Source organism: Citrobacter sp. Cm046, from assembly GCF_030333065.1.
Classification (GTDB): domain Bacteria; phylum Pseudomonadota; class Gammaproteobacteria; order Enterobacterales; family Enterobacteriaceae; genus Citrobacter; species Citrobacter murliniae.
In genome coordinates, this window is the sequence record NZ_JAOWGP010000043.1 from 159,816 (window position 1) to 182,691 (window position 22,876).

Annotated in this window: 21 protein-coding genes; 5 read left to right on the forward strand and 16 right to left on the reverse strand. The window is 51.4% G+C overall.

Translation table 11 applies throughout. The annotated features are described in order from the left end of the window. Positions 1-61: 61 nt before the first annotated feature. From ccmB to napF, 9 genes are read right to left on the reverse strand one after another with little or no spacing between them, the layout of a single operon-like run. Positions 62-721, reverse strand: coding sequence for a heme exporter protein CcmB (gene ccmB, locus OGX98_RS16570; protein WP_045445367.1), 660 nt, complete (start codon positions 719-721; stop codon positions 62-64). Continuing rightward, a complete protein-coding gene (gene ccmA / locus OGX98_RS16575) occupies positions 718-1,344 on the reverse strand; it encodes a cytochrome c biogenesis heme-transporting ATPase CcmA (protein ID WP_223307006.1) in 627 nt (208 codons plus the stop codon). Before ccmA ends, ccmB begins: the two co-directional genes overlap by 4 nt. A 14-nt stretch (positions 1,345-1,358) precedes the next feature. Beyond that, entirely contained in the window at positions 1,359-1,961 is a 603-nt protein-coding gene (gene napC / locus OGX98_RS16580) for a cytochrome c-type protein NapC (RefSeq protein ID WP_045445373.1), read from the reverse strand. 9 nt (positions 1,962-1,970) lie between these two features. Continuing rightward, positions 1,971-2,420 (reverse strand): nitrate reductase cytochrome c-type subunit, encoded by a 450-nt coding sequence (napB, locus tag OGX98_RS16585; RefSeq protein ID WP_045445376.1) that lies wholly within the window; start codon positions 2,418-2,420, stop codon positions 1,971-1,973. Then, a complete protein-coding gene (gene napH / locus OGX98_RS16590; protein WP_225761197.1) occupies positions 2,417-3,280 on the reverse strand; it encodes a quinol dehydrogenase ferredoxin subunit NapH in 864 nt (287 codons plus the stop codon). The genes napB and napH overlap by 4 nt, the downstream gene beginning before the upstream one ends. After that, positions 3,267-3,962, reverse strand: a complete 696-nt coding sequence (gene napG / locus OGX98_RS16595) for a ferredoxin-type protein NapG (protein WP_045445382.1) — start codon at positions 3,960-3,962, stop codon at positions 3,267-3,269. Before napG ends, napH begins: the two co-directional genes overlap by 14 nt. Before the next feature lie 6 nt (positions 3,963-3,968). Continuing rightward, on the reverse strand, positions 3,969-6,455 hold the full coding sequence (napA, locus tag OGX98_RS16600; RefSeq protein ID WP_045445385.1) for a nitrate reductase catalytic subunit NapA: 2,487 nt from the start codon (positions 6,453-6,455) through the stop codon (positions 3,969-3,971). Continuing rightward, on the reverse strand, positions 6,452-6,715 hold the full coding sequence (gene napD, locus OGX98_RS16605) for a chaperone NapD (RefSeq protein ID WP_045445389.1): 264 nt from the start codon (positions 6,713-6,715) through the stop codon (positions 6,452-6,454). The genes napA and napD overlap by 4 nt, the downstream gene beginning before the upstream one ends. Then, on the reverse strand, positions 6,705-7,196 hold the full coding sequence (gene napF, locus OGX98_RS16610; protein WP_045445392.1) for a ferredoxin-type protein NapF: 492 nt from the start codon (positions 7,194-7,196) through the stop codon (positions 6,705-6,707). Before napF ends, napD begins: the two co-directional genes overlap by 11 nt. A 112-nt stretch (positions 7,197-7,308) precedes the next feature. Between napF and yojO the strand changes: the two genes are divergently transcribed. Both yojO and eco read left to right on the forward strand, forming a co-directional pair. Further along, positions 7,309-7,455 carry a protein YojO gene (gene yojO, locus OGX98_RS24100; RefSeq protein ID WP_502873565.1) on the forward strand — a complete coding sequence of 49 codons (147 nt, stop codon included), beginning with the start codon at positions 7,309-7,311 and terminating at the stop codon, positions 7,453-7,455. Positions 7,456-7,609: 154 nt separating this feature from the next. Continuing rightward, entirely contained in the window at positions 7,610-8,107 is a 498-nt protein-coding gene (gene eco, locus OGX98_RS16615; protein WP_200010369.1) for a serine protease inhibitor ecotin, read from the forward strand. A 92-nt stretch (positions 8,108-8,199) separates the two neighbouring features. On the opposite strand, the gene mqo is transcribed toward eco, so the two are convergent. Continuing rightward, on the reverse strand, positions 8,200-9,861 hold the full coding sequence (gene mqo / locus OGX98_RS16620; RefSeq protein ID WP_048221009.1) for a malate dehydrogenase (quinone): 1,662 nt from the start codon (positions 9,859-9,861) through the stop codon (positions 8,200-8,202). Between the two features lie 278 nt (positions 9,862-10,139). Between mqo and OGX98_RS16625 the strand changes: the two genes are divergently transcribed. Beyond that, positions 10,140-11,387, forward strand: coding sequence for a SulP family inorganic anion transporter (locus OGX98_RS16625; protein WP_200010157.1), 1,248 nt, complete (start codon positions 10,140-10,142; stop codon positions 11,385-11,387). Here OGX98_RS16625 and mgtE read toward each other — a convergent pair. The 6 genes from mgtE to OGX98_RS16655 all read right to left on the reverse strand — a co-directional run bounded on the left by mgtE (position 11,350) and on the right by OGX98_RS16655 (position 18,739). Next, positions 11,350-12,786 carry a magnesium transporter gene (gene mgtE, locus OGX98_RS16630; protein WP_045445397.1) on the reverse strand — a complete coding sequence of 479 codons (1,437 nt, stop codon included), beginning with the start codon at positions 12,784-12,786 and terminating at the stop codon, positions 11,350-11,352. The two genes, OGX98_RS16625 and mgtE, sit on opposite strands and share 38 nt — an antisense overlap. A gap of 105 nt (positions 12,787-12,891) precedes the next feature. Further along, a complete protein-coding gene (locus tag OGX98_RS16635; RefSeq protein WP_286595600.1) occupies positions 12,892-14,574 on the reverse strand; it encodes a multidrug ABC transporter permease/ATP-binding protein in 1,683 nt (560 codons plus the stop codon). Positions 14,575-14,649: 75 nt separating this feature from the next. Continuing rightward, positions 14,650-15,300: a DNA oxidative demethylase AlkB gene (gene alkB, locus OGX98_RS16640; protein WP_045445403.1), complete on the reverse strand. Its 651-nt coding sequence runs from the start codon at positions 15,298-15,300 to the stop codon at positions 14,650-14,652. After that, the gene (gene ada / locus OGX98_RS16645; RefSeq protein WP_286595601.1) at positions 15,300-16,364 is read right to left on the reverse strand and encodes a bifunctional DNA-binding transcriptional regulator/O6-methylguanine-DNA methyltransferase Ada; all 1,065 of its coding nucleotides are present in this window, start codon (positions 16,362-16,364) and stop codon (positions 15,300-15,302) included. Before ada ends, alkB begins: the two co-directional genes overlap by 1 nt. A 79-nt stretch (positions 16,365-16,443) precedes the next feature. Continuing rightward, a complete protein-coding gene (apbE, locus tag OGX98_RS16650; protein ID WP_225761202.1) occupies positions 16,444-17,499 on the reverse strand; it encodes an FAD:protein FMN transferase ApbE in 1,056 nt (351 codons plus the stop codon). A 115-nt stretch (positions 17,500-17,614) separates the two neighbouring features. Then, positions 17,615-18,739 (reverse strand): porin OmpC, encoded by a 1,125-nt coding sequence (locus OGX98_RS16655; RefSeq protein ID WP_045445412.1) that lies wholly within the window; start codon positions 18,737-18,739, stop codon positions 17,615-17,617. 740 nt (positions 18,740-19,479) lie between these two features. Between OGX98_RS16655 and rcsD the strand changes: the two genes are divergently transcribed. Together rcsD and rcsB are read left to right on the forward strand one after the other, a co-directional pair. Next, entirely contained in the window at positions 19,480-22,149 is a 2,670-nt protein-coding gene (gene rcsD, locus OGX98_RS16660; protein ID WP_045445415.1) for a phosphotransferase RcsD, read from the forward strand. 16 nt (positions 22,150-22,165) lie between these two features. Further along, positions 22,166-22,816: a response regulator transcription factor RcsB gene (gene rcsB / locus OGX98_RS16665; RefSeq protein WP_045445418.1), complete on the forward strand. Its 651-nt coding sequence runs from the start codon at positions 22,166-22,168 to the stop codon at positions 22,814-22,816. The last annotated feature ends 60 nt before the right edge of the window (positions 22,817-22,876 follow it).

Here is a 22,876-nt window from a genome sequence, read left to right on the forward strand (position 1 = left end):
ACTGCCGTTGTCCCTGATGGCGGAAAATCGCCTGATCAGGCACGCTAAAATAAAAATCGTGCTACTGCACACTGATGCGTAACGCAGCCGCCGTCGCAAAAGGACTTAACGTCGCGCTCCCCACCAACAGTGCGCCCAGAATCGCCATGTACCCTTCAACGGGTAAGTGCATAGAGGCCGCATCCATCGCAGCGGTCGCAAAAATCAGCAGCGGGATGGTTAGCGGCAGTACCAACACGCTTAACAACACACCGCCACGCTTCAGACCAACCGTTAATCCAACGCCTGGCGCACCGAGAAAACCCAGCGTCGGCGTACCGAGCAACAGCGTCAGTGCCATAATCTGCCAACCGTACATATCCATTCCCAACAGCAACGCCACCAGCGGCGAGAGGATAAGCAACGGCAGGCCGGTCACGACCCAGTGTGCCATTACCTTCGCCAGCACCACCGCCGGTAGCGGCAATGGCAGTAACATCAGCTGTTCGAGGCTGCCGTCCTGAAGGTCATCGCGAAACAGGCGCTCCAGCGCCAGTAATGATGCCAGCAGTGCTGCAACCCAGATAATACCCGGCGCAATTCGCGCCAGCAGTTGTGGTTCCGGGCCAATGCTTAGCGGGAATAACGTAATCACAATCAGGAAGAACCATAACGGATTGGCAATCTCCGCACTATGACGGAACGCAACCCGCAGTTCTAAACGGAAAATTCGCCACATCATTGCGCAGCCCTCTCGCTGGTCAGCGCAATACGCCGCACTTTATTGGTCTCTACATTCAGAGGCTGATGAGTCGTGAGAATAACAATACCGCCCTGCTCCGTATGTTGTGCCATACGCTGAGTCAGGCGTTCAACGCCATTGACATCAATCGCAGTGAACGGTTCGTCCAGGATCCAGAGCCGGGCGCGGGTCAGCCACAGACGAGCCAATGCCACACGGCGTTGTTGTCCGGCAGAGAGTTGATTAACTGGAATGTCTTCATATCCGGCGAGCCCGGCCTGTGCCAGAGCGGCCAGGCACTGAGCAGTATCGCCATCATGGTGGAAGAAACGCAGATTCTCCAACGCCGAAAGCCGGGTTTTAATTCCCGGCTGATGTCCGATCCAAAGCAGTTCCTGATGGTAACTGTCCCGCACTTGATGCAGTGGTTGCCCTTGCCAGCAAACCTCTCCGGCATCAGGGCGAGCCAGACCAGTAAGTAAGCGCAGCAAAGTGGTTTTTCCTGCGCCGTTACTCCCGGTAATTTGCACCCATTCACCCGCGGTTACGCGAAATGACAGCTCACTAAACAGTATTCTGTCATCCCGCTCACAGAGCAGCTCCCTGGCTTCAAGCATTTGCACGCATCAACATCCTGTTAGAATCCCGGTTTAACTTCACGCATATCGGGGAGTTTGTGTGCTATCCCTTTATGGCAGTCGATACAGGTTTGTCCTTCTTTCACGGCCTGGTCATGCATTTTAGCCGCAACACCTTTCTGGGCGGTTAAATCCATAAACTCGAAGTTATGACAGTTACGACACTCCTGCGAGTTATTGTCTTTCATACGCCGCCACTCATTTTGCGCCATTATCAGACGGTGGTCTTCAAATTTTTGCGGTGTGTCTATCAACCCCAACGCTTTCGCATACAGCTCTTTGCTGGCTTTAATCTTACGAATCATTTTCGGGCCCCACTCATGCGGGACGTGGCAATCAGGGCAGGTCGCACGTACACCACTACGGTTGTTGTAGTGTACGGTTTCCATGTATTCCTGATAGACAGTGTTGCGCATTTCGTGACAGCTGATACAGAATTCTTCAGTGTTGGCCTTTTCCATACCGGTGTTAAAACCGCCCCAGAAAATAATGCCGCCCACAAAGCCGATTAACAACAGCGTGCCGAGCGCCAGACGGCTGGGGCGACGCCACCATTGCCAGACGCGCTTAATCCAGCCTGGTTTACGGTTAGAATTTTCCATAATGACCTCTTATTTCCCGTAACCTTTCGAGGGGGTGAAGGTATTTTCGACAATCGGAGCAGCATCAGCCTGCGGGACATGACACTGCAGGCAGAAATAGCGACGCGGCGCCACTTCCGCCAGCACTTTGCCATTGCTGTCCATAAAGTGCGTCGGGCTGATGCGCGGCGCGCCGGTTGTCCGATAGCTTTCCACGCCATGGCACTGCAGGCAGCGGTTGGTGTTAGTTGTAACCTGGTAACCATCAACGCTGTGCGGAACCATCGGTGGTTGGTTAACGTAGTTCAGCGGCATACGCTCCTGCTCTTTCGGCATGCGAATCGCCCCTTCCTGCGTCCCCGAGACTTCCGGTGACTGGCTCAGATCCACTCCGTTTGCAGCCCAAACTGCCCCACTGACTACCAGGGCCAGCGCTGCCGTCATTTGACTCAGCGCTTTAATCAGGTCATGGCTTTTCATGATTTCGCTCCCGAACTCCATCGTGTTGTTATTGTAAAAACATCCTCAGAACAGACATCCACACAGCGACCGCAGGCCATGCAATCGCGACTGGTCACCTGCACCGGGCTTTGCTCATCCAGCACCGGGGCACGTAGCACATGCGGTTCCGGGCAAACATGAAAACAATCCATACAGCGGTTACATCTCTCGCGTTCTTTCGCCGAAACGGTTAACGCCCCTTTACTTCCCAGCACGCTATACAGTGCGCCAAGTGGGCAAAGGTGCCCGCACCAGCCATGTTCAACGACCAGTAAATCAAATAAAAACAGTGCAATAATCAGCAGTATGCCGCTTCCGAACCCCATCACCAGGCTACGTCCCAGCAGAGAAACCGGGTTTATCCATTCCCACAGCAACGTGCCTGTTACAGCAGAGCCCAGCAAAATGACAACCAGCAGGACGTAGCGTATATAGCGCGGAATTGTCGCTGACTGATTCAACTCAAACCTTCTGCGTAACCAGCTCGCAAAGTCGGTTACAGGATTCATCGGACAGACCCAACTACAAAACAATCGCTTGCCCGCAAGGGCATACAGCACCGTAATGATGGCCGCGCCCGTTAACGCCACCGTCGCAGGCAAATGCCCACTGGCCAGACTTTGCAGCGTAATGAGTGGATCGGTTAACGGAATGGTATCCAGCAACAGGCTGCTGCTGTAATTACCATGCAGGATCCACACACCGAGCCACGGGCCGCTGAGAAACATCGCCAACACCAGAAACTGGCTTAAACGACGCAACACCAGCCAACGATGACTCTGCCACCAGCCTTTTTTCGCCCGCGCTTCACGGCCTGCATCACGTTTACGATTTGCCATTTTGCCCCTCCAGCCAACCGAAGCGGTAATGGTGTCCCAACTCCCCTTTTGCCAGCGACAAAGGCAGCACTTTTATGGCTGGTTGCTCCAGCACACAGACCTTTTCGCATTTACCGCATCCGGTACAGGCATCGCTATGAACGGTAGGAATAAACCGCGCATGTTTACCGGTACGCATATTGCGATCGAGCTCCAGGGTGATGGCCTCGTCAATTTTCGGGCACTCGCGATAGCAGACGTCGCAGCGCAATCCCTGATAATTGAGGCAGTTCTCGTGATCCAGCAGCACCGCCAACCCCATGCGTGAATCGTCGATCGATTCAATTTCCCGATCCAACGCTCCGCTTGGACAAACTTTGGCGCACGGGATGTCCTCACACATTTCGCAGGGAATATCGCGGGCAATAAAATACGGCGTCCCCGCCGCCAGCCCGGAGGCCAGAGTCGCCAGTTTCAGCGTGTCATAAGGGCAAGCCTGAACGCACTGCCCGCAGCGTACGCAAGCGCTGGCAAATGCGTCCTCACTCAATGCCCCAGGCGGGCGTAACCGCACGCCGGTTGCACGTGCGGTTTGTTGTTGCAACCCCAGCGCCACGCCAACAACTGCCAGTCCGCCAGCTGCGCGAACCATATCGCGCAGAAAGCGGCGGCGGCCATTTTGGGGTTTTGCTGACCGGGACATAGCGACTTACACCTTCGCCAGTTTCACAGCGCACTTCTTGAAATCCGTTTCTTTAGAAAGCGGATCCGTCGCATCCAGCGTCAGGTTGTTCACCAGCTGTGCGGCGTCGAAGAACGGCATATACACCAGCCCCTGCGGTGGACGGTTACGCCCACGTGTTTCCACAATCGAAATGACTTCACCACGGCGGGAGACCACTTTGACTTTATCGCCACGACGCAAATCGCGTGCTTTCGCGTCCAGCGGATGGATAAACAGCACGGCTTCCGGGAAGGCACGGTGCAGTTCAGGCACGCGACGCGTCATACTGCCGGTGTGCCAGTGCTCCAGTACACGTCCGGTGGAGAGCCACAGGTCATACTCTTTATCCGGCGCTTCTGCCGCCGGTTCAAATGGCAGTGCGAAAATCACCGCTTTACCGTCCGGCTTGCCGTAGAACTTGTAACTCTCTCCAGCCTTCACGTACGGATCGTTACCTTCGCTGTAGCGCCACTGGGTCTCTTTACCTTCAACTACCGGCCAGCGTAACCCGCGCGCTTTGTGGTAATCATCGAACGGTGCAAGATCGTGTCCATGACCGCGACCAAACCATGCATACTCTTCGAACAGCCCTTTTTGCAGGTAGAAACCCAGCTCGCGGGACTCATCGTTAAGCTGATCTTCAGCCAGTTCGCTAACCGGGTATTTCGTCACCGCAGGCGTTGCAAACAGCACGTCATACAGAGTTTTGCCACGCAGTTCTGGTTTCTGCGCCAACAGTTCTTCCGGCCAGACCTCTTCTGTTTTGAAACGACGGGCAAACTGCACCAGTTGCCACAAATCCGATTTTGCTTCGCCCGGCGCTTTAATCTGCTGACGCCAGAATTGAGTACGACGCTCAGCGTTACCGTAGGCCCCTTCTTTTTCCACCCACATCGCTGTCGGCAGGATCAGGTCGGCCGCCAGGGCGCTGACCGTCGGGTACGGATCGGAAACGATGATAAAGTTGCGCGGATCGCGCCAGCCAGGCATACGCTCTTCGTTAATATTCGGTCCGGCCTGCATGTTGTTGTTACACATCACCCAGTAAACATTGAGCTTGCCATCCTTCAGCGCACGATCCTGCGCTACCGCATGTAAACCCACTTTCGCCGGAATAGTACCGGTTGGGATCTGCCAGTGTTTTTCGCAGATATCACGGTGTTTTTCGTTAGTCACCACCATGTCCGCAGGCAGGCGATGGGAGAACGTCCCTACTTCACGCGCGGTACCACAAGCGGAAGGCTGGCCAGTCAGAGAGAACGGACCACAGCCAGGCTGGGAGATCTTGCCGGTCAACAGGTGCAGGTTGTAGACCAGGTTGTTGGCCCACACGCCGCGCGTGTGTTGGTTAAAGCCCATCGTCCAGTAGGAGATGACTTTCTTATTCGGATCGGCATACAGCTGCGCCAGTTGTTCCAGTTGATCTTTCGGAACGCCGGTCATTTCTGCGGTTTTATCCAGCGTATATTCCGCAACAAACGCTTTGTATTCTTCAAAGCTGATCGGTTCGGATGCATCAGAACCTGGGTTTTTCGCCGCTTTCTCCAACGGATGCGTCGGACGTAAACCGTAGCCGATATCCGTCGCACCTTTGCGCAGGTTAACGTGCTTGCTGAAGAAATCCTGGTTTATCGCATTGTTTTGAATGATGTAATTTGCGATGTAGTTGAGGATCACCAGGTCGCTTTGCGGCGTAAAGACGATGCCGTTATCGGCCAGTTCAAAGCTACGATGCTGGAAGGTAGAGAGAACCGCCACATTGACATTAGGATCGGACAGGCGACGGTTGGTGATGCGTGACCACAGAATTGGGTGCATCTCCGCCATATTGGCGCCCCACAGAACAAAAGCATCCGCATGCTCAATATCGTCATAGCAACCCATCGGTTCATCCATACCAAAGGTACGCATAAAACCGACTACCGCTGATGCCATGCAGTGACGTGCGTTCGGGTCAATGTTGTTTGAACGGAAACCCGCTTTGAACAGCTTCGCCGCCGCATAACCTTCCCAGATGGTCCACTGACCGGAGCCAAACATGCCGATGGCATCTGGCCCTTTTTCTTTCAGGGACGTTTTGAATTTCTCTTCCATCACGTCGAAGGCCTGGTCCCAGCTAATTGGGGTGAATTCGCCTTCTTTGTGATATTTGCCATCCTTCATGCGTAGCATCGGCTGCGTTAAACGGTCTTTGCCGTACATGATTTTAGGCAGGAAGTAACCTTTAATGCAGTTAAGTCCACGGTTAACCGGCGCATCCGGATCGCCCTGGCATGCCACAACACGCCCTTGCTGAGTCCCTACCAATACGCCACAACCTGTACCGCAAAATCGGCACGGGGCTTTGTCCCATTTGATAGCTTCTTGCTGACCGACTACCGCGCGGGCTACGCCCGGCACGCTTAACCCGGCAGCCGCCGCAGCGGCCGCAACGGCGTTAGCTTTCATAAAGCTACGACGACTGAGTTTCATGGTGTTTCCTCACCTTGCTCATCCTGCTGGTGATAAACCAGCGACACCGCCAGTACGCCTGCAACGTTGCGTACCGACTCAATTGTTTTCATTAGCGTTTCACTTTGTTCAGCTTCTACCACCGCGATCAGTTGGCCGCTTTCCACATCACTGAGTGCAACTTCACAACCTGGAAATGTACTCAACTGCGTGGCGATATCGCTGATATGCTGACTTTTGGCCTGAACGACCAGGCTGCAGACCTGCCAGTTAGTGTCCATGGTTGTACTCCGCGTTAATGGCTGAAACCGGACAGGTAGCGACGCACGCGCCACATCCGTTACAGCCCTGATTGTCGAGCTGTGGCTGGTAAATACCAGACAGCGTGGGGCGAAAGGTAATGGCCATGGGTTCACAACTATCCTGACAGCGATGGCACTCAACAGACTGATTTGCGAGGCAGTTTTCACCGATCGTAAAGTTCAGTTCCCATGCCCTGGTGTGGCGCGGAAGAAAAAGTGATTCGGGACAGGCTTGTGCGCAGGCGTAACAAAAGCTGCATTCGCCGTGTTTGAAATTTACGCTCGGATACCCACCCTGGCCTCGCTGCAGGATGTCGGTTTCACACGCCTGGATGCAGGCGTCACAACGGAGGCAATGGGCCAGAAAGTGAGATTCTTCCTTGCTCCACGGCGGACGGATCCCAATGCCAGCGTTACGCCAGTTGCCTGTCAACATGCCTCGACGGGATAAATCAACCATGACATTGTCCTTCCATAATGACGCTCTCCCTGAGCGGGTTGAACGACAATAAAAACCGCACTATTTATGAGTAGTTATTTTTAACAGTAAGATATTTCAGGATGTGTTAGAGGTGCATACCCCAATCGGGGTAAATGCTGTTGCCGGATCAAAAGAGTGTGGGGTTGGTGGAAAAAAACGCGCTTTTGCTCACATTTCAATTAGTTATATACTAAATTATATAACGAACACCGCAAAAAGAGAATTATCTTATTTATGAGATAATTCTTAGGATATATCACCATATTAATAACAAACACTCAGCCAATACACTTAAAATATAAGTAAATTTAGATTAATAGATGATGTGAATATGCTAACCTGCCATAGATACGTTCAGAAGACAGAAGAAAGGAAAAACTGTGAACAATAAGATGAAGACTATTGTCCCTGCCGTCCTGTTAGCTGCCGTTGCCAGCACCTCTGTGTGGGCTGCAAACAACGATGCCAACACTCAACCACTGGAAAAAACAGCGCCTTATCCTAAAGCCGACAAAGGTATGAAGCGCCAGGTTATCCAGCTCGCTCCTGAGAAAGATGAATCTACTCTAAAAGTGGAACTGCTGATCGGACAAACGCTGGAAGTTGACTGCAACAGGCATCGCCTTGGTGGAGAGCTGGAAAGCAAAACTCTGGAAGGTTGGGGATACGACTACTATGTTTTTGACAAAGTCAGCTCCCCGGTCTCGACCATGATGGCCTGCCCGGACGGCAAAAAAGAGAAAAAATTCATCACAGCTTATCTGGGTGATGACGGTATGGTGCGTTACAACAGCAAATTGCCGATTGTGGTCTACACTCCGGAAAACGTAGAAGTGAAATACCGAATCTGGAAAGCGGAAGAGAAGATTCAGGACGCAGTCGCGCGATAAGTGAGAATGTGCCGGATAGCGGCGTACCGCCTTATCCGGCCTACAAACGCACGAAGTAGGCCGGATAAGCGCAGTGCCATCCGGCATTTTCTTTACAGTGCGATATCTGCGACAGCTTTCTGCTCAGGTTGCGGTTGTGCCTGAGGTTTAAGCTGCGGTTTCGGTGCTTCATCAGCGACCTGCGGTTTATCGTACTTCAGACCCAAAACTTCACTGGTATATTGCAGCTCTTGTTCTGTGGCCTCAACGTTACCGTTCAGCTTCGTGCCATAGGACGGGATAATTGTTTTCAGTTTCGCCTGCCATTCCGGGCTGGCAACTTTATCTTTAAACACTTTTTCCATCAGATGCAGCATGATCGGTGCAGCGGTTGACGCCCCTGGCGATGCGCCCAGCAGTGCAGCAATTGTTCCTTCTTTGTCACTGACCACTTCAGTTCCCAGACGCAGAACGCCGCCCTTTTCTTCATCACTTTTGATGATCTGCACACGCTGACCTGCCTGCCACAAACGCCAGTCTTCTTTTTTCGCCTGCGGATAGTACTCCTGCAGTGCAGCAAAACGGTCGTCGTCGCTGAGCATGACCTGGCTTACCAGATATTTCACCAGATCGAAGTTATCCAGCCCTACATTCACCATCGGCATAAAGTTTGACGTGGTGGTAGAGCTGAGCAGATCCCATAAGGAACCATTTTTCAGGAACTTGGTAGAGAACGTCGCAAATGGTCCAAACAGTACCACGCGCTTGCCATCCAGAATGCGGGTATCAATATGCGGTACGGACATCGGCGGTGCACCAACGGACGCCTGACCGTAGACTTTCGCCAGGTGACGATTGACCACGTCCGGGTTTTCCGCCACCAGGAACTGACCACCAACCGGGAATCCGGCATAGCCTTTCGCTTCCGGGATATCGGTTTCCTGCAGCAGTTTCAACGCAGCGCCACCAGCACCAATAAAGACAAACTTCGCCTTGATGTCGTGTTCCGCTTCGCTGTTTTTCAGATCGGCAACCGTGACGGTCCAGCTATTATCCGCGTTACGCTTAAACCCACGCACTTCGGTGCTCAGCTGCAAAGCAAAATTAGGTTTTTTCTGCAACGATGCAATCAGCTGGCGCGTAATTTCGCCGTAGTTTACGTCAGTACCAATCTCAGTACGCGTTGCCGCAACTTTCTGTTTTGGATCGCGACCTTCCATGACCAGCGGCGCCCACTCTTTAATTTGCGCGTGATCTTCGGAGTAACGCATGCCACGGAACAACGTACTCTGCTGCAGTGCGGTATAACGGGCACGCAGGAAATTCACGTTCTCGTCGCCCCAGACAAAGCTCATATGTGGCACGGTGGTGATAAACGAGCGGGGTTCATGCATCACGCCATTGTTGACCTGATACGCCCAGAACTGGCGGGAAATCTGGAAGGCTTCGTTAATTTCGACTGCCTTTTCAATGCTGACACTACCGTCGGCTTTTTTAGGCGTGTAATTCAGTTCCATGAGTGCAGAGTGTCCCGTTCCGGCATTGTTCCAGCCGTTCGAACTCTCCTGAGCAACGCCATCCAGTCGCTCAACCATGGTCATTGACCATTGTGGCTCCAGTTCCTGTAAATAGGTTCCCAGTGTGGCGCTCATAATGCCGCCGCCAATCAACAGCACATCCGTTTCCTGCTCTTCAGTCGCTTTCGCTTTTGCCGCCATAGAGACAACGTTCAGTCCTACGGCCAGGGTGAAGAGCATGGCAGTCACTTTTTTCATAATGTTAATGCCTTACTTTTAGTATCGCTTTTTAGCTTTTATTGCAGGTGAAAATCGAGCGGTACCAACGGTAACACTTAAGTAAAAATAATTAAATATTGTTTATAAATTATATTTAAATTTTAAAAATGTTATTAATAAGTTGATTCTTTATAGGGTTATTGACAATCATTTCTGGAAACCCGCCCACCAGACGGGTACTATGCTGCGCTTTGCTATTCACCGCACGGATGCTTGTCGGTCTGCTGTATCAGGCCATTTCCGACCTGAGAGTAAATATGTCTGCGCTCCATCCCTCCCCTGCCGCGACGGCAGATCATTCCGTTGGAACCGTATTGCGTAAGCCCCATTTACTGGTGCGCGAAATGTTGGCGGGCGTGGTTACCGCCCTTGCACTGATCCCGGAAGTAATCTCCTTTTCCGTTATCGCTGGCGTTGATCCGAAAGTCAGTCTTATTGCCTCCGTTGTACTGTGCCTGGCAATGTCCTTTCTGGGGGGGCGCCCGGCAATGGTTACCGCCGCTGCGGGGTCTGTAGCTCTGGTTATTGGCCCAATGGTGCACCTACACGGCGTGCAGTACATTCTGCCAGCGGTCGTGCTGGCCGGACTTATCCAGATCCTGTTTGGCGTATTAGGCATGGCACGCCTGATGCGTTTTATCCCCGCGGCCGTCATGACGGGCTTTGTCAACGCGCTGGGCATTTTGATTTTCTTTGCTCAGGTCCCGCACTTCTGGGGAAAAAGCCCGTTAATCTGGGGATTGTTTATCCTGACGCTGCTGATCGTACTGTGGCTACCGCGATTCATTAAAAATATTCCCGCACCATTGGTTGCGATTGTCTTGTTGACGGTATTCACCGTGACCAGTGGACAACTGTTGCCTACCGTCGGTGACGAAGGTTCAATGCGCGGTGGACTACCTGGTTTAACCCAATTGCTGGTACCACTTAACGGGCAAACTTTTGCCATTATCTGGCCCTGCGCGCTAAGCATCGCCTTTGTCGGTTTGATGGAGTCGTTGTTAACCGCAAGACTGGTTGACGATCTGACGGTCACGCCATCGAATAAAAACCGTGAAAGTGCGGGACTGGGGATCGCTAATATTCTGGCCGGGTTTTATGGCGGCATTGCCGGATGCGCGATGATTGGCCAAACGATCGTCAACGTTGAGATGGGCAAAGGACGCAGTCGACTCTCAACGTTGGCCGCCGGATTAGTATTACTGCTGCTGGTCACCGCATTAAGTGAAGTAATGGCGAAAATACCCATGTCGGTACTGGCCGGCATTATGGTGATTGTGGCGGTAAAAACGTTCAGTTGGCACAGTATCACTCCCGCCGCGCTGGTGAAAATGCCAGTCACCGAAACGCTGGTAATGTTGATTACCGTTGCCGCGACGGTTTCTACCGGCAACCTGGCGATTGGCGTGGTTGCCGGAGTGATGATGATGCTGGTTCTGCCGCGTATCGTAAGATGCAAACAAGTGGTTACATCAGAAACAGCGTCGCCAGACCAAGAAAAATAAAGAATCCGCCGGTGTCGGTAATAGCGGTGATCATAACGCTTGAGCCGACAGCCGGGTCGCGCCCGAGTTTCACCATCGTCATCGGAATGATTACCCCCATCAATGCCGCCATCAGCAGGTTAAGCATCATCGCCAGGGTCATAACGCCACCAAGCGCCATATCATCATACAGCCACCAGGTAATCCCCCCCATAATCCCGCCCCAGACGAGGCCGTTGATCAACGCCACGCCCATCTCACGCAGGATCAGGAACGTCAGGTTACCGGGCTGAATATTTTGCAGCGCCAGCGCGCGGACGATCATGGTGATGGTTTGATTGCCGGTATTACCGCCGATTCCCGCCACGATAGGCATCAACGAAGCCAGCGCCACCAGTTGTGAAATCGTGTGTTCAAAACCGTCGATGACTCGTGAGGCGATAAATGCCGTGCAGAGGTTAATCGCCAGCCATGCCCAACGGGTTTTTACTGCTTTAGTGACCGGGGCGAACACATCCTCTTCGGCGCTTAACCCCCCCATCCGGCGCAGATCGGTGTCGGTTTCTTCATATACCACATCGACGATCTCATCGATGGTCAAACGGCCCATCAGCTTACCTGATGGATCCACCACCGCCGCACTGACCAGGTTGTCACGTTCAAACGTTCGTGCCGCGTTTTCTGCAATATCCTCCGGAGCGAAGGTGAGCGGATCGTCTTCCATCACCTCGCTGACTTTGCGCTGCACATCATTAAGCAAAATACAGGTCAACGTCAGTTCGCCTACGAGGACTTTATTGCGATCGGTCACGAAGAGTTTATCGGTGTTTTCCGGCATTTTCCCCAACCGTCGCAGATAGCGCTGTACCACTTCCAGCGTCACGTCCGGGCGCACGGTGATGACTTCGAACTCCATAATCGCGCCGACGCGATTCTTCTCGTAGTGCATCACCTGGCGCACACGCGCCCGCTCCTCTGCCGGCAGCGATGCCAGCAGTCGGCCTGTCAGGTTGCGTGGCAAATGCTGCACCAGATAAATCTGTTCATCGATATCGAGATATTGCAACGCGTCCAGCAACTCGCGGTCGGTCATCTCATCGATCAGATCGTCCCAGACGTTTTCTGACGCCTCAAGCAGCACATTTCCGCGTTTTTCACTTTCGACCAGTCGCCACAGGGCATGACGTTCTTCAGAGGGTAACGCTTCGAGGGTATCGGCCAAATCGGGCGGTGGCAGGTGGGCCACCAGTGCCCCTACCTCAGCAATATCGTCGGCTAATGTACCGACGTCATATTGCTCAGCCAGGGTAAGCTTGCCCAACAGTGTAGAAATAATGGCTTTATCAGTGGTCAGCAGCCAGATCAGACGCGCACGTTCTTCATCACGCAGCCTGGCGCTGTTTTTATTTATTACAGACATTAATCATAAATCCATGATTTGAAATATCGTTAATCATGATGCTGAATTATGTAAATAACAATAAACTGAGCCGCCGGTTGGATAAAAAAACGGCGGATGAGAGTGTTAACCGTAGGCCGGTAGCTCCTTATCCGGCCTATGGGAGCAGGCTGTACGGGCTACTGCATCACGCGATGCGGCGTCGCGTTCATCACCCATTAACTCGGTAAGCTGCCCGTTGCGCATCTCCAGCAGACGATCGGCATGAATAAAGTAATGATCGTCATGGCTGATGGCGAAAATGGTTTTGCCCATTTCCTGCATTAATGGCAACAGCACCTGATAAAATTCACGGCGGAAGTGCGGATCCTGATCGGCAGCCCATTCATCCAGCAGAATAATGTCGCGCTCCTCCGCTAATGCCAGTAGCAGCGCCACACGTTTTTTCTGCCCTTTAGACAGCTTCAGATTGAGGATGCGACCATCATTCAATTCCAGCTTGTGCGCCATCTTCAGATGATCCAACCACTTCGCCACCAGTTGCGGATTTGCGTCTCTCCCTTCAGGGCCCAACAGTTTGTCGAACAACCAGACGTCGGTGAACACCGCCGAGAATAGCTTGCGATAATCTTCTGGTTTTTCAATCGCTACCGCCTTGCCATCCAGTAAAATCTCACCAGACTGCGGCTGGTACAATCCGGTAAGCAGCATCGCCAGAGTAGATTTTCCACTGCCGTTGCCGCCAATCAGGAAGATCAGTTCGCCACGATGGATGGTCAGATTAATCGGCCCAACGGAGAACGCATTATCCTGATAGTGAAATACCACATTGCGCATTTCCAGCGTTTGCCAGTTCGGAAACGCGGTTGGTCGCGGAAACTCTGCCTTGAATGGTGCCAGTGAGAACTTATTCAGTTTGTTGAAAGCCACCTGCGCGGTGAGCAATGTGGGCAGCGCGCCGACGGCAGAGAGTAACGGCGTACGCAGGAACAGCAGCGTCAGCGAATAGGTCGCCGCCACTGCGGTATCTGCCCAGCCCAGACTATTAGCCATCCAGAACACCAGGCCAATTGCGCCCAGCATCATAATGTTGGACCAGTTGACTGCGCTCAGGTGGAAGGTATCGGCACGGATAATATGATGGCGATACTCTTTGGCATCCGGGACGTACAATTGGTTAAAGATATGCTCGGCACGTTCACGGTTGAGCGTCAGTTCTTTGCGCCCTTCCAGCACCGTCTGATAATCGTTATACAACTTGTCTTCTGTTTCACGCAGGGTAGCCATATGTTTGTACACCCGCGCCACCAGTACAAACCCGCCCCAGATAGTGATCGCCATCCAGATTGCCGTTACCAGCAGCATTTTGGTCGACAGCATCGCCAGATACGCCGCCGATCCTATGGTCAAAATAATTCCCTGTACCAGCTCAGGCAGACGGACGAAAGCGATGGTAATGTTGCGGATATCACTGGTCAAACCGGCCAGTAATGAGGCGCTACCAAGCTGCTCGATGCGCTCAACGTGGGTATCCAGTATACGTTTGATAAATTCGCTACGCAGGCGGTAGACAAAGTGGTGGCCCAGCGTGGTCAGCGCCAGCTGTGAGCCAAGCGTGACGACCATAAGTAACAGCAGCAGGCCGAGAAACTCCGGCAGCACCATCAGCGTGGTGTCGACCGTCTCAATCAGGCGCTGATTTATAAACGCAATCAGCCCAATTCCCAGCGCAGCGCTGGCAAGGCTGAGCGCCATTACGCTGATAAATGGCCAGCGATACTGCCGCCAGACAAGAAGTAAAAGTTCCATGTGTACAACCCGGACAAGTAATAACAGCCCGCAGTTTAAACATCTCAACGCTTACAGCAATAATAATTCTTATTTTTATTCCGCTTTACCCGCCTGGCGAAATGTCAGATTGTAACGACAGTCGGCCGTCAACGGATGATACCCCGTCTTAAGCGGCTGGATACCATGGTAAAACAGACGCGATTTCCCTCCCCATACCACCACATCACCATGTTCCAGCAGCAAACGTTTTAACGGATCATTACGCTGCAAACCACCAAACTGAAAGATCGCCGGTAAACCCAGCGACACAGATACAATAGGCGCTCGCAGATCGGGTTCGTCTTTATCCTGATGTAACGACAGTTTTGCGCCGGGGTTATAGCGGTTAATCAAGCAGGCATCCGGGTGAAAGTCAGGATAGCCTGCGGCAATTGCTGCCTGTTGACACAGGTCGACAAAAACGTCCGGTAATGGCGGCCAGCCTGCGCCAGTCAGCGGATCAACCGGAGAATAAAGGTAACCGTGCTGATCCGTCGTCCAGCCCAGATGACCACAGTTGGTCATCGCCACCGACATCGTATAACCGCCGGGCGTAACCATCTGGCGAAAAGGCGACAAGGTGGCGACAGATGAGATCGCCTGTAGTAAGGAAGGTGCGGCGTCAAACGCAAAACGTCGCAAAATTACCGCACCGGATGCCAGTGGCTCTTGCCAGGGTTTCGCATCTGCAAAGAGATCGAGCATTATGTTTCCTCGCCGGTAGTTTCACGTTGCAGGAGTTGTGCCTTACGCGCAACGCCCCAACGATATCCCGAAAGCGCACCATCACCGCGGATCACCCGATGACACGGGATCACAATCGCCAGCTTATTCGCCCCGCAGGCGCTGGCCACCGCGCGAACAGCCTTCGGTTTGCCGATTGCGCTGGCCAGTTGCTGATAGCTAACCGTCTCACCACAGGGAATAGCGCGTAGCGCCTGCCACACCTGCTGCTGGAATGCGGTTCCCCGGATATCCAGTGGTAAGGACAGTGGCCTGTTGCGCGTGTTAATCACGGCAATCACCTCACGCACATGCAGTTGGAATTGCGCATCTGCAGGTTCGTCAAACGCGGTGGGAAACAGTTCACGGAGCTCCGCTATCAACGTGGCATCGTCATCGCCAAGTAAAATCGCACAGATACCGCGTTCACTTTCCGCCACCAGGCAGCGACCCAGAGCACTGTCCGTAAGCGCGTAGCGCACAGATACTCTGTCGCCGCCTTTACGAAATTGTTTCGCCGTCATGCCCAGCGCCGCATCCGCTTTACGATAGTAGCTGCTGCTGTCGGGGAACCCGGCGTTAAGGATCGCCTGCGTTATCGGCTCCCCTTTCGCCAGCGCATCGCGCAGACGGCGAGCGCGCCAGGACTGCTGCCACGCTTTCGGGGTCATTCCTGTTGTCGCTTTGAACAGACGATGTAAATGGAACGGGCTCATCGCCACCTGTTGCGCTAATTCATCCAGCGTGAGGGGGGACTCTTGCTCTAAAAGCTGACAGGCGCGGGTAATCTTATCCAACCGATGTTGTTGCGCATTGTCTTTGTCCGGCTGACAGCGTTTACACGGCCGATACCCGGCAGCCAGTGCCTGCTGTGCATCCGCAAAGAAGCTGACATTTTTGCGCAGCGCATGTTTCGCCCGGCAGGAGGGACGACAAAAAATACCGGTAGTTTGAACGGCAAAGACAAACTGACCGTCGGCGTCTGTGTCGCGATCCAACACAGACTGCCAGCGGTCATCATCAGTCAGGCGTAAGATATTTTTCATTTTGGACTCCTTGGTTAAGCATAGCGCTTAGGCTCAGTGTGTCCGCATTGCATGATACAAAAACCCGTATTCTTGCTTTTTAATTTTTGTCGCTGACCAGAAAGCTTTTAAACTGTGGCGACATCCAGGTTTTAAACTCATCGCCCTCTTTCACGATCATATAAACTGCCAGCCCTTCACGACGCACGACCTCTTTGGCTTTATCCGTTCCGAGAACCATCAGTCCGGTATCCCAGCCGTCGGCTTCAAGCGCCGTCGGAGCAATTACCGTCACGGACACCAGATTGTGTTCGATCGGTCGACCGGATTGCGGCTCGATAACATGTGACAGACGCTTGCCATCCAGTTCGTAATAATTACGGTAACTACCGGAAGTACTGATCCCGTGCCCGTTAATATCCACAATCGCCTGCACCGCGTTTTCGCGATCGGTTGGTTTCTGAATCGCCACACGCCACGGATGCCCCTCGGCGTTCATTCCCCGGCTATTCAGCGCACCGCCCACGGAGACCAGATAACGAGCGATCCCCTCTTGTTCCATCAGGCGGGCCAGATGATCAGCGGCATAACCTTCTCCCACGGTGGAGAGATCAACGTACAATTCCGGCAAATCTTTTTGCAGGTAGTTCTGATGGGCCTCATTAACGACCTTCAGATGCGAAAGGCCAGTCTTCGCTTTTGCTGCATCAATTTGCGCCTGAGCAGGAATATGAACAGGTTGCTGATCCGGACCAAACCCCCACAGATTGACCAGCGGCCCAACGGTGATGTCCATAGCCCCATCCGTTTTTGCGCCGATACGTAACGCAGACGTTACAATATCCGCCAACGCGTCATTTACCGGCCATGGTGAAAGGCTTTTCGACAGGTTAAAGCGCATCAATGCAGAATCGTTTTTATAGGTAGAGAGAAGCTGATCGTCAGCATCAAGCTGAGTCTGGATCTTCGCCTGCAATTCCCCGGCGCGTTTGGCATCTATTCCCACCACACTGACCCGCCAGAAGGTTCCCATTGTTTTACCTTCCAGTACCGTGGCGGTCGGTGACGGGAGCTGAGCCGATTTCGGGGCCTCATCGCACCCGACAAAAAAGATCGTTGCAGCCAACAGGGCTACACGACAAAAATTCATATCCATACGTGATTATCCTCATGCAAACGGGCGCAAGAGTACACCAAAAATAGTTGTTTGTACGTCAGAAAAACGGCATTAAAAAAGGGCCCGCAGGCCCTTTGACAGAGATAAATGCAGATTAGAACTGGTAAACCAGACCCAGTGCTACGATATCATCGGTAGCAATGCCTGCAGCCTGGGTGAACGCATTGTCATCCAGCAGGTTGATTTTGTAATCAACATAGGTAGACATGTTTTTGTTGAAGTAGTAAGTCGCGCCAACATCAACATATTTCACGATGTCCTGGTCACCGAAGTTAGTGAAGCCATTGCTGATGTCTTTACCTTTTGACTGCAGGTAAGCAACGGACGGACGCAGACCGAAATCAAACTGGTACTGAGCCACAACTTCAAAGTTTTGTGCTTTGTCTGCGAAGCCATAAGCAGCAGTCTGGTTGCTGCCATTAGAGGTACCGAAACGGGTAGCGTTGTAAGACTGGGAGTACTGTGCTGCCAGGTATACGTTGTTCGCATCGTATTTCAGGCCACCGGTATAAACCGTTGCACGATCGCCGTTGCCGTATACGCCAACAGCATTTTGGTCAGCAGTACGTTTAGAGGTAGTAATCGCACCACCGATACCGAAGCCAGCACCCAGATCATAAGTCAGTGATCCGCCGTAACCGTCACCATTCTGAGTCAGCAGGCTACGACCACTTACGTTTTCACCGCTTACGCTACCATTTTTACCCTGGTACTGCAGAGCAAAGTTCAGACCATCAACCAGGCCGAAGAAATCAGTGTTACGGTAAGTCGCATAACCGTTACCACGCTGCTGCATGAAGTTATCAGCACCGTAGGTGTCGCCGCCAAATTCTGGCAGGACGTCAGTCCAGGACGTAACATCATAAGTCACGCCATAGTTACGACCATAATCGAAAGAACCTGCATCAGCGAATTTCAGACCTGCGAATGCCACACGCGTCCAGGCGTCGTTGCTGGCTTCACTCTGGTTACCCTGAATCTGGTATTCCCACTGGCCGTAACCGGTCAGTTGATCGTTAACCTGGGTTTCGCCTTTGAAGCCGATACGCATGTAAGTTTTATCACCATCATCACCTTTGTTATCGGAGAAATAGTGCAGACCATCGACTTTGCCGTACAGGTCTAATTTGTTGCCGTCTTTGTTGTAAATTTCAGCCGCATTTGCTGCGCCTGCCACCAGCAGAGCTGGTACCAGGAGGGACAGTACTTTAACTTTCATGTTATTAACCCTCTGTTATATGCCTTTATTGCTTTTTTATGCCACTGCATACTGATTAACGTTCATTAACCAGTCGGCAACTTCATTCTCCGCAAAAACACAGAATAATCCAACACGAATATGATACTAAAACTTTTAAGGTGTTTCATTTATCACCATAGATGTTTCAAAATATTAATATAAGGGAACTTTTTTAAATGTAAAAAACAGCCAAAATAAGCACGAATAATCAAGATTCATTACAAAATGCATAAAAATCAAATAATTGAGTTAGATTTACTCATAGCACTGAATGACAAAACAAAATCTTCACTCGCAACTAAAATAGTTCCGCTATCATCATTAACTTTATTTATTACCGTCATTCATTCATGAATGTCTGTTTACCCCTATTTCAACCGAATGCTCTGCGTTCGGTTTTTTTTTACCCTTCTTTACACAAAACTTACCATCCTGTGCTAACTCTCCTAAACTATAACGATTATTAACCCTCTCATCTCACATTCATCACGTATAAATTCATTAAATAATTTCTTGTTATTTAATGCTAAATTCTTAGGTCTTGCATTTATATTTGTACTTCACCCTGTACGCTGTACACCTTTACAGCGCTATGGCAGCAGCGAAATGCGCGGTAAAAAATGCTGTACTACGGGCGTTGCGTTAGTATGGCAATTCATACATTACCCTTTATACTGCCCCATCATCTTTAGCGTCGTTTTAACAGGTCATAAACACGAATGAGTCAGTCAGACACAACGGTTTCTACCCGATTCTCCCTGTTGCCGGGAAGTATTACCCGTTTCTTCTTATTACTGATCGTTGTGCTGTTGGTGATGATGGGCGTGATGGTCCAGAGTGCGGTTAACACCTGGTTAAAAGATAAAAGCTATCAGATAGTTGATATCACTCATGCTATCCATAAAAGGGTCGATACCTGGCGGTACGTAACCTGGCAGATCTATGACAACATTGCCGCCACAACCACCTCCTCCACCGCCGACGGGCTACAAGAGACTCGCCTTAAACAAGATGTTTACTATCTTGAAAAACCCCGCAGAAAGACCGAAGCGCTTATTTTCGGTTCACACGACAGCTCGACGCTGGAGATGACCCAGCGCATTTCGACCTATCTGGATACGCTGTGGGGAGCGGAGAATATTCCGTGGTCAATGTATTATCTGAATGGTCAGGACAATAGCCTGATCCTTATTTCAACGCTGCCGCTAAAAGATCTCTCTTCCGGCTTTAAAGAGTCAACGATAGGTAATATCGTCGATTCACGCCGTGCTGAAATGCTGCAGCAGGCCAACGCGCTGGACGAACGTGAAAGCTTCTCCTCCCTGCGCCGCCTGGCCTGGCAAAACGGACATTACTTCACGCTACGTACTACGTTTAATCAGCCGGGGCATCTGGCAACCGTCGTCGCTTTTGATTTGCCAATTAATGATCTTATCCCACCAGGAATGCCGCTGGACAGCTTCCATCTGGAACCGGATGCCACCTCAACGGCCGAACATCTTAATGAAAAAGAATCACCTGACAGCGTCAGTATCAGCTTTAACAACAGTAAAATTGAGATCTCCTCTGCGCTGAATTCAACGGATATGCGACTTGTCTGGCAGGTACCGTTTGGTTCATTGCTCCTTGAATCTTTGCAAAGCATCCTGCTACCGCTATTACTGAATATCGCCCTGCTTGCCCTGGCGCTGTTTGGCTATACCACCTTTCGCCACCTCCCTGCCCGCTCGACCGACGTGGCGCCAAACCTTGCCGCCAATAATGAATTACGCGTTCTGCGGGCCATTAATGAAGAGATTGTTTCCCTGCTGCCTCTGGGTTTACTGGTACATGACCAGGAGGCGAACCGTACGGTCATCAGTAATAAAATTGCCGACCACCTGCTGCCGCATTTAAATCTGCAAAACATTACCAGCATGGCGGAACAGCATCAGGGCATGATTCAAGCCACTATTAATAATGAACTGTATGAAATCAGGCTGTTCCGCAGTCAGATTTCACCGCGTACACAGATCTTTATCATTCGTGACCAGGACAGAGAAATTCTGGTTAATAAAAAGCTGAAACAAGCACAGCGTCTGTATGAGAAAAACCAACAGGCCCGCGCTGCCTTTATGCAGAATATAGGCAGTGCTCTGAAAGAACCCGCCAGAATACTTGCCGTCAACGCTGCCGCGCTAAATACGCCTGACAGTCAGAAACTGGCAAATCAGGCTGATATTCTGGTTCGTATGGTGGATGAAATCCAGTTGGCTAATATTCTGGAGAGCGACACCTGGAAAAGCGACCCAACGCTGTTTTCCATTCAGACGTTAATTGATGAAGTGGTCCCTGAAGTTCTGCCGGTGATTAAACGTAAAGGGCTACAGTTGCTAATCAAAAATCACCTCAGCGCCAGTGACGAGCGCCGTGGCGACCGCGATGCTTTGCGCCGCATTCTGATGCTGCTGATTCAGTATGCGGTAACCACTACCCAAATTGGTAAAATTACCCTCGAGGTTGACCAGGACGAGTCGGAAGCAGAACGTCTGACCTTCCGTATTCTGGATACTGGTGAAGGGATCACGTTAAATGAAATTGATAATCTGCATTTCCCGTTCATTAATGAAACGCAGAGCGATCGCTACGGTAAAGCAAATCCACTAACATTTTGGCTGTGCGATCAATTAGCCCGTAAACTGGGCGGACACCTGAATATTAAAGCACGGGAAGAACTTGGAACACGCTATATAGTCCATGTTAAAATGCCACTGCATGACCAGCATGCTGACATTGAAGAACGCCTGTTGGATGACGTCTGCGTGATGGTTGATGTCACCTCTAATGACGTACGTAGCATTGTGTTACGTCAGTTAGAAAACTGGGGAGCAACCTGCATCACGCCCGATGAACGGTTAAATAGTCAAGAATATGATCTCTTTTTAACTGATAATCCGTCTAATCTTACTGCCTCGGGCTTGCTTTTAAGCGATGATGAGTCTGGCGTGAGGAAAATTGGCCCTGGTCAGTTGCGCGTCAACTTTAATATGAGCAATGCGATGCAGGAAGCTGTCCTGGCGCTAATTGAAGAACAACTGGCGCAGGAAGAGATCCAACAACTCCCTCTCGGCGGAGATGAAAACGCCGAACTTCATGCCAGCGGTTACTATGCGCTCTTTGTGGACACAGTACCGGATGATGTTAAGAGGTTGTATACTGAGGCAGCAACCAGTGATTTCGCTGCGTTAGCTCAAACCGCCCATCGCCTGAAAGGCGTGTTTGCCATGCTTAATTTGGTACCCGGCAAGCAGTTATGTGAAGCGCTGGAACATCTTATTCAAGAGAAGGATGCTCCAGGTATAGAAAAGTATATCAGCGACATTGACAATTACGTCAAGAGCTTGCTGTAGCAAGGTAGCCCAATACATGAACACTATGAACGTAATTATTGCCGATGACCATCCGATTGTGCTGTTCGGCATTCGTAAATCACTTGAGCAAATCGAGTGGGTGAATGTTGTCGGCGAATTTGAAGACTCCACTGCACTAATCAACAATTTGCCAAAATTAGATGCCCATGTGTTGATTACCGACCTCTCCATGCCTGGAGATAAATACGGTGACGGGATCACGTTAATTAAATACATCAAGCGTCATTTCCCGAGCCTGTCGATTATCGTTCTTACCATGAACAACAACCCGGCTATCCTGAGCGCAGTACTGGATCTCGATATTGAAGGGATCGTCCTTAAACAAGGTGCGCCAACTGACCTGCCGAAAGCGCTGGCTGCGCTGCAAAAGGGCAAGAAATTTACCCCGGAAAGCGTCTCTCGTCTGCTGGAGAAAATCAGTGCCAGCGGTTATGGTGACAAACGTTTGTCACCAAAAGAGAGCGAAGTCCTGCGCCTGTTTGCCGAAGGTTTCCTGGTCACTGAAATCGCTAAAAAACTCAACCGCAGCATTAAAACCATCAGTAGCCAGAAAAAATCTGCGATGATGAAGCTCGGTGTGGAAAACGATATTGCATTGCTGAATTACCTGTCGTCCGTGACGTTGAGTCCGTCAGACAAAGACTAATTCACATAGAGCCTGGCTCTAAGCTCAGAAATGCCTGATAGCGCGTTACGCTTATCAGGC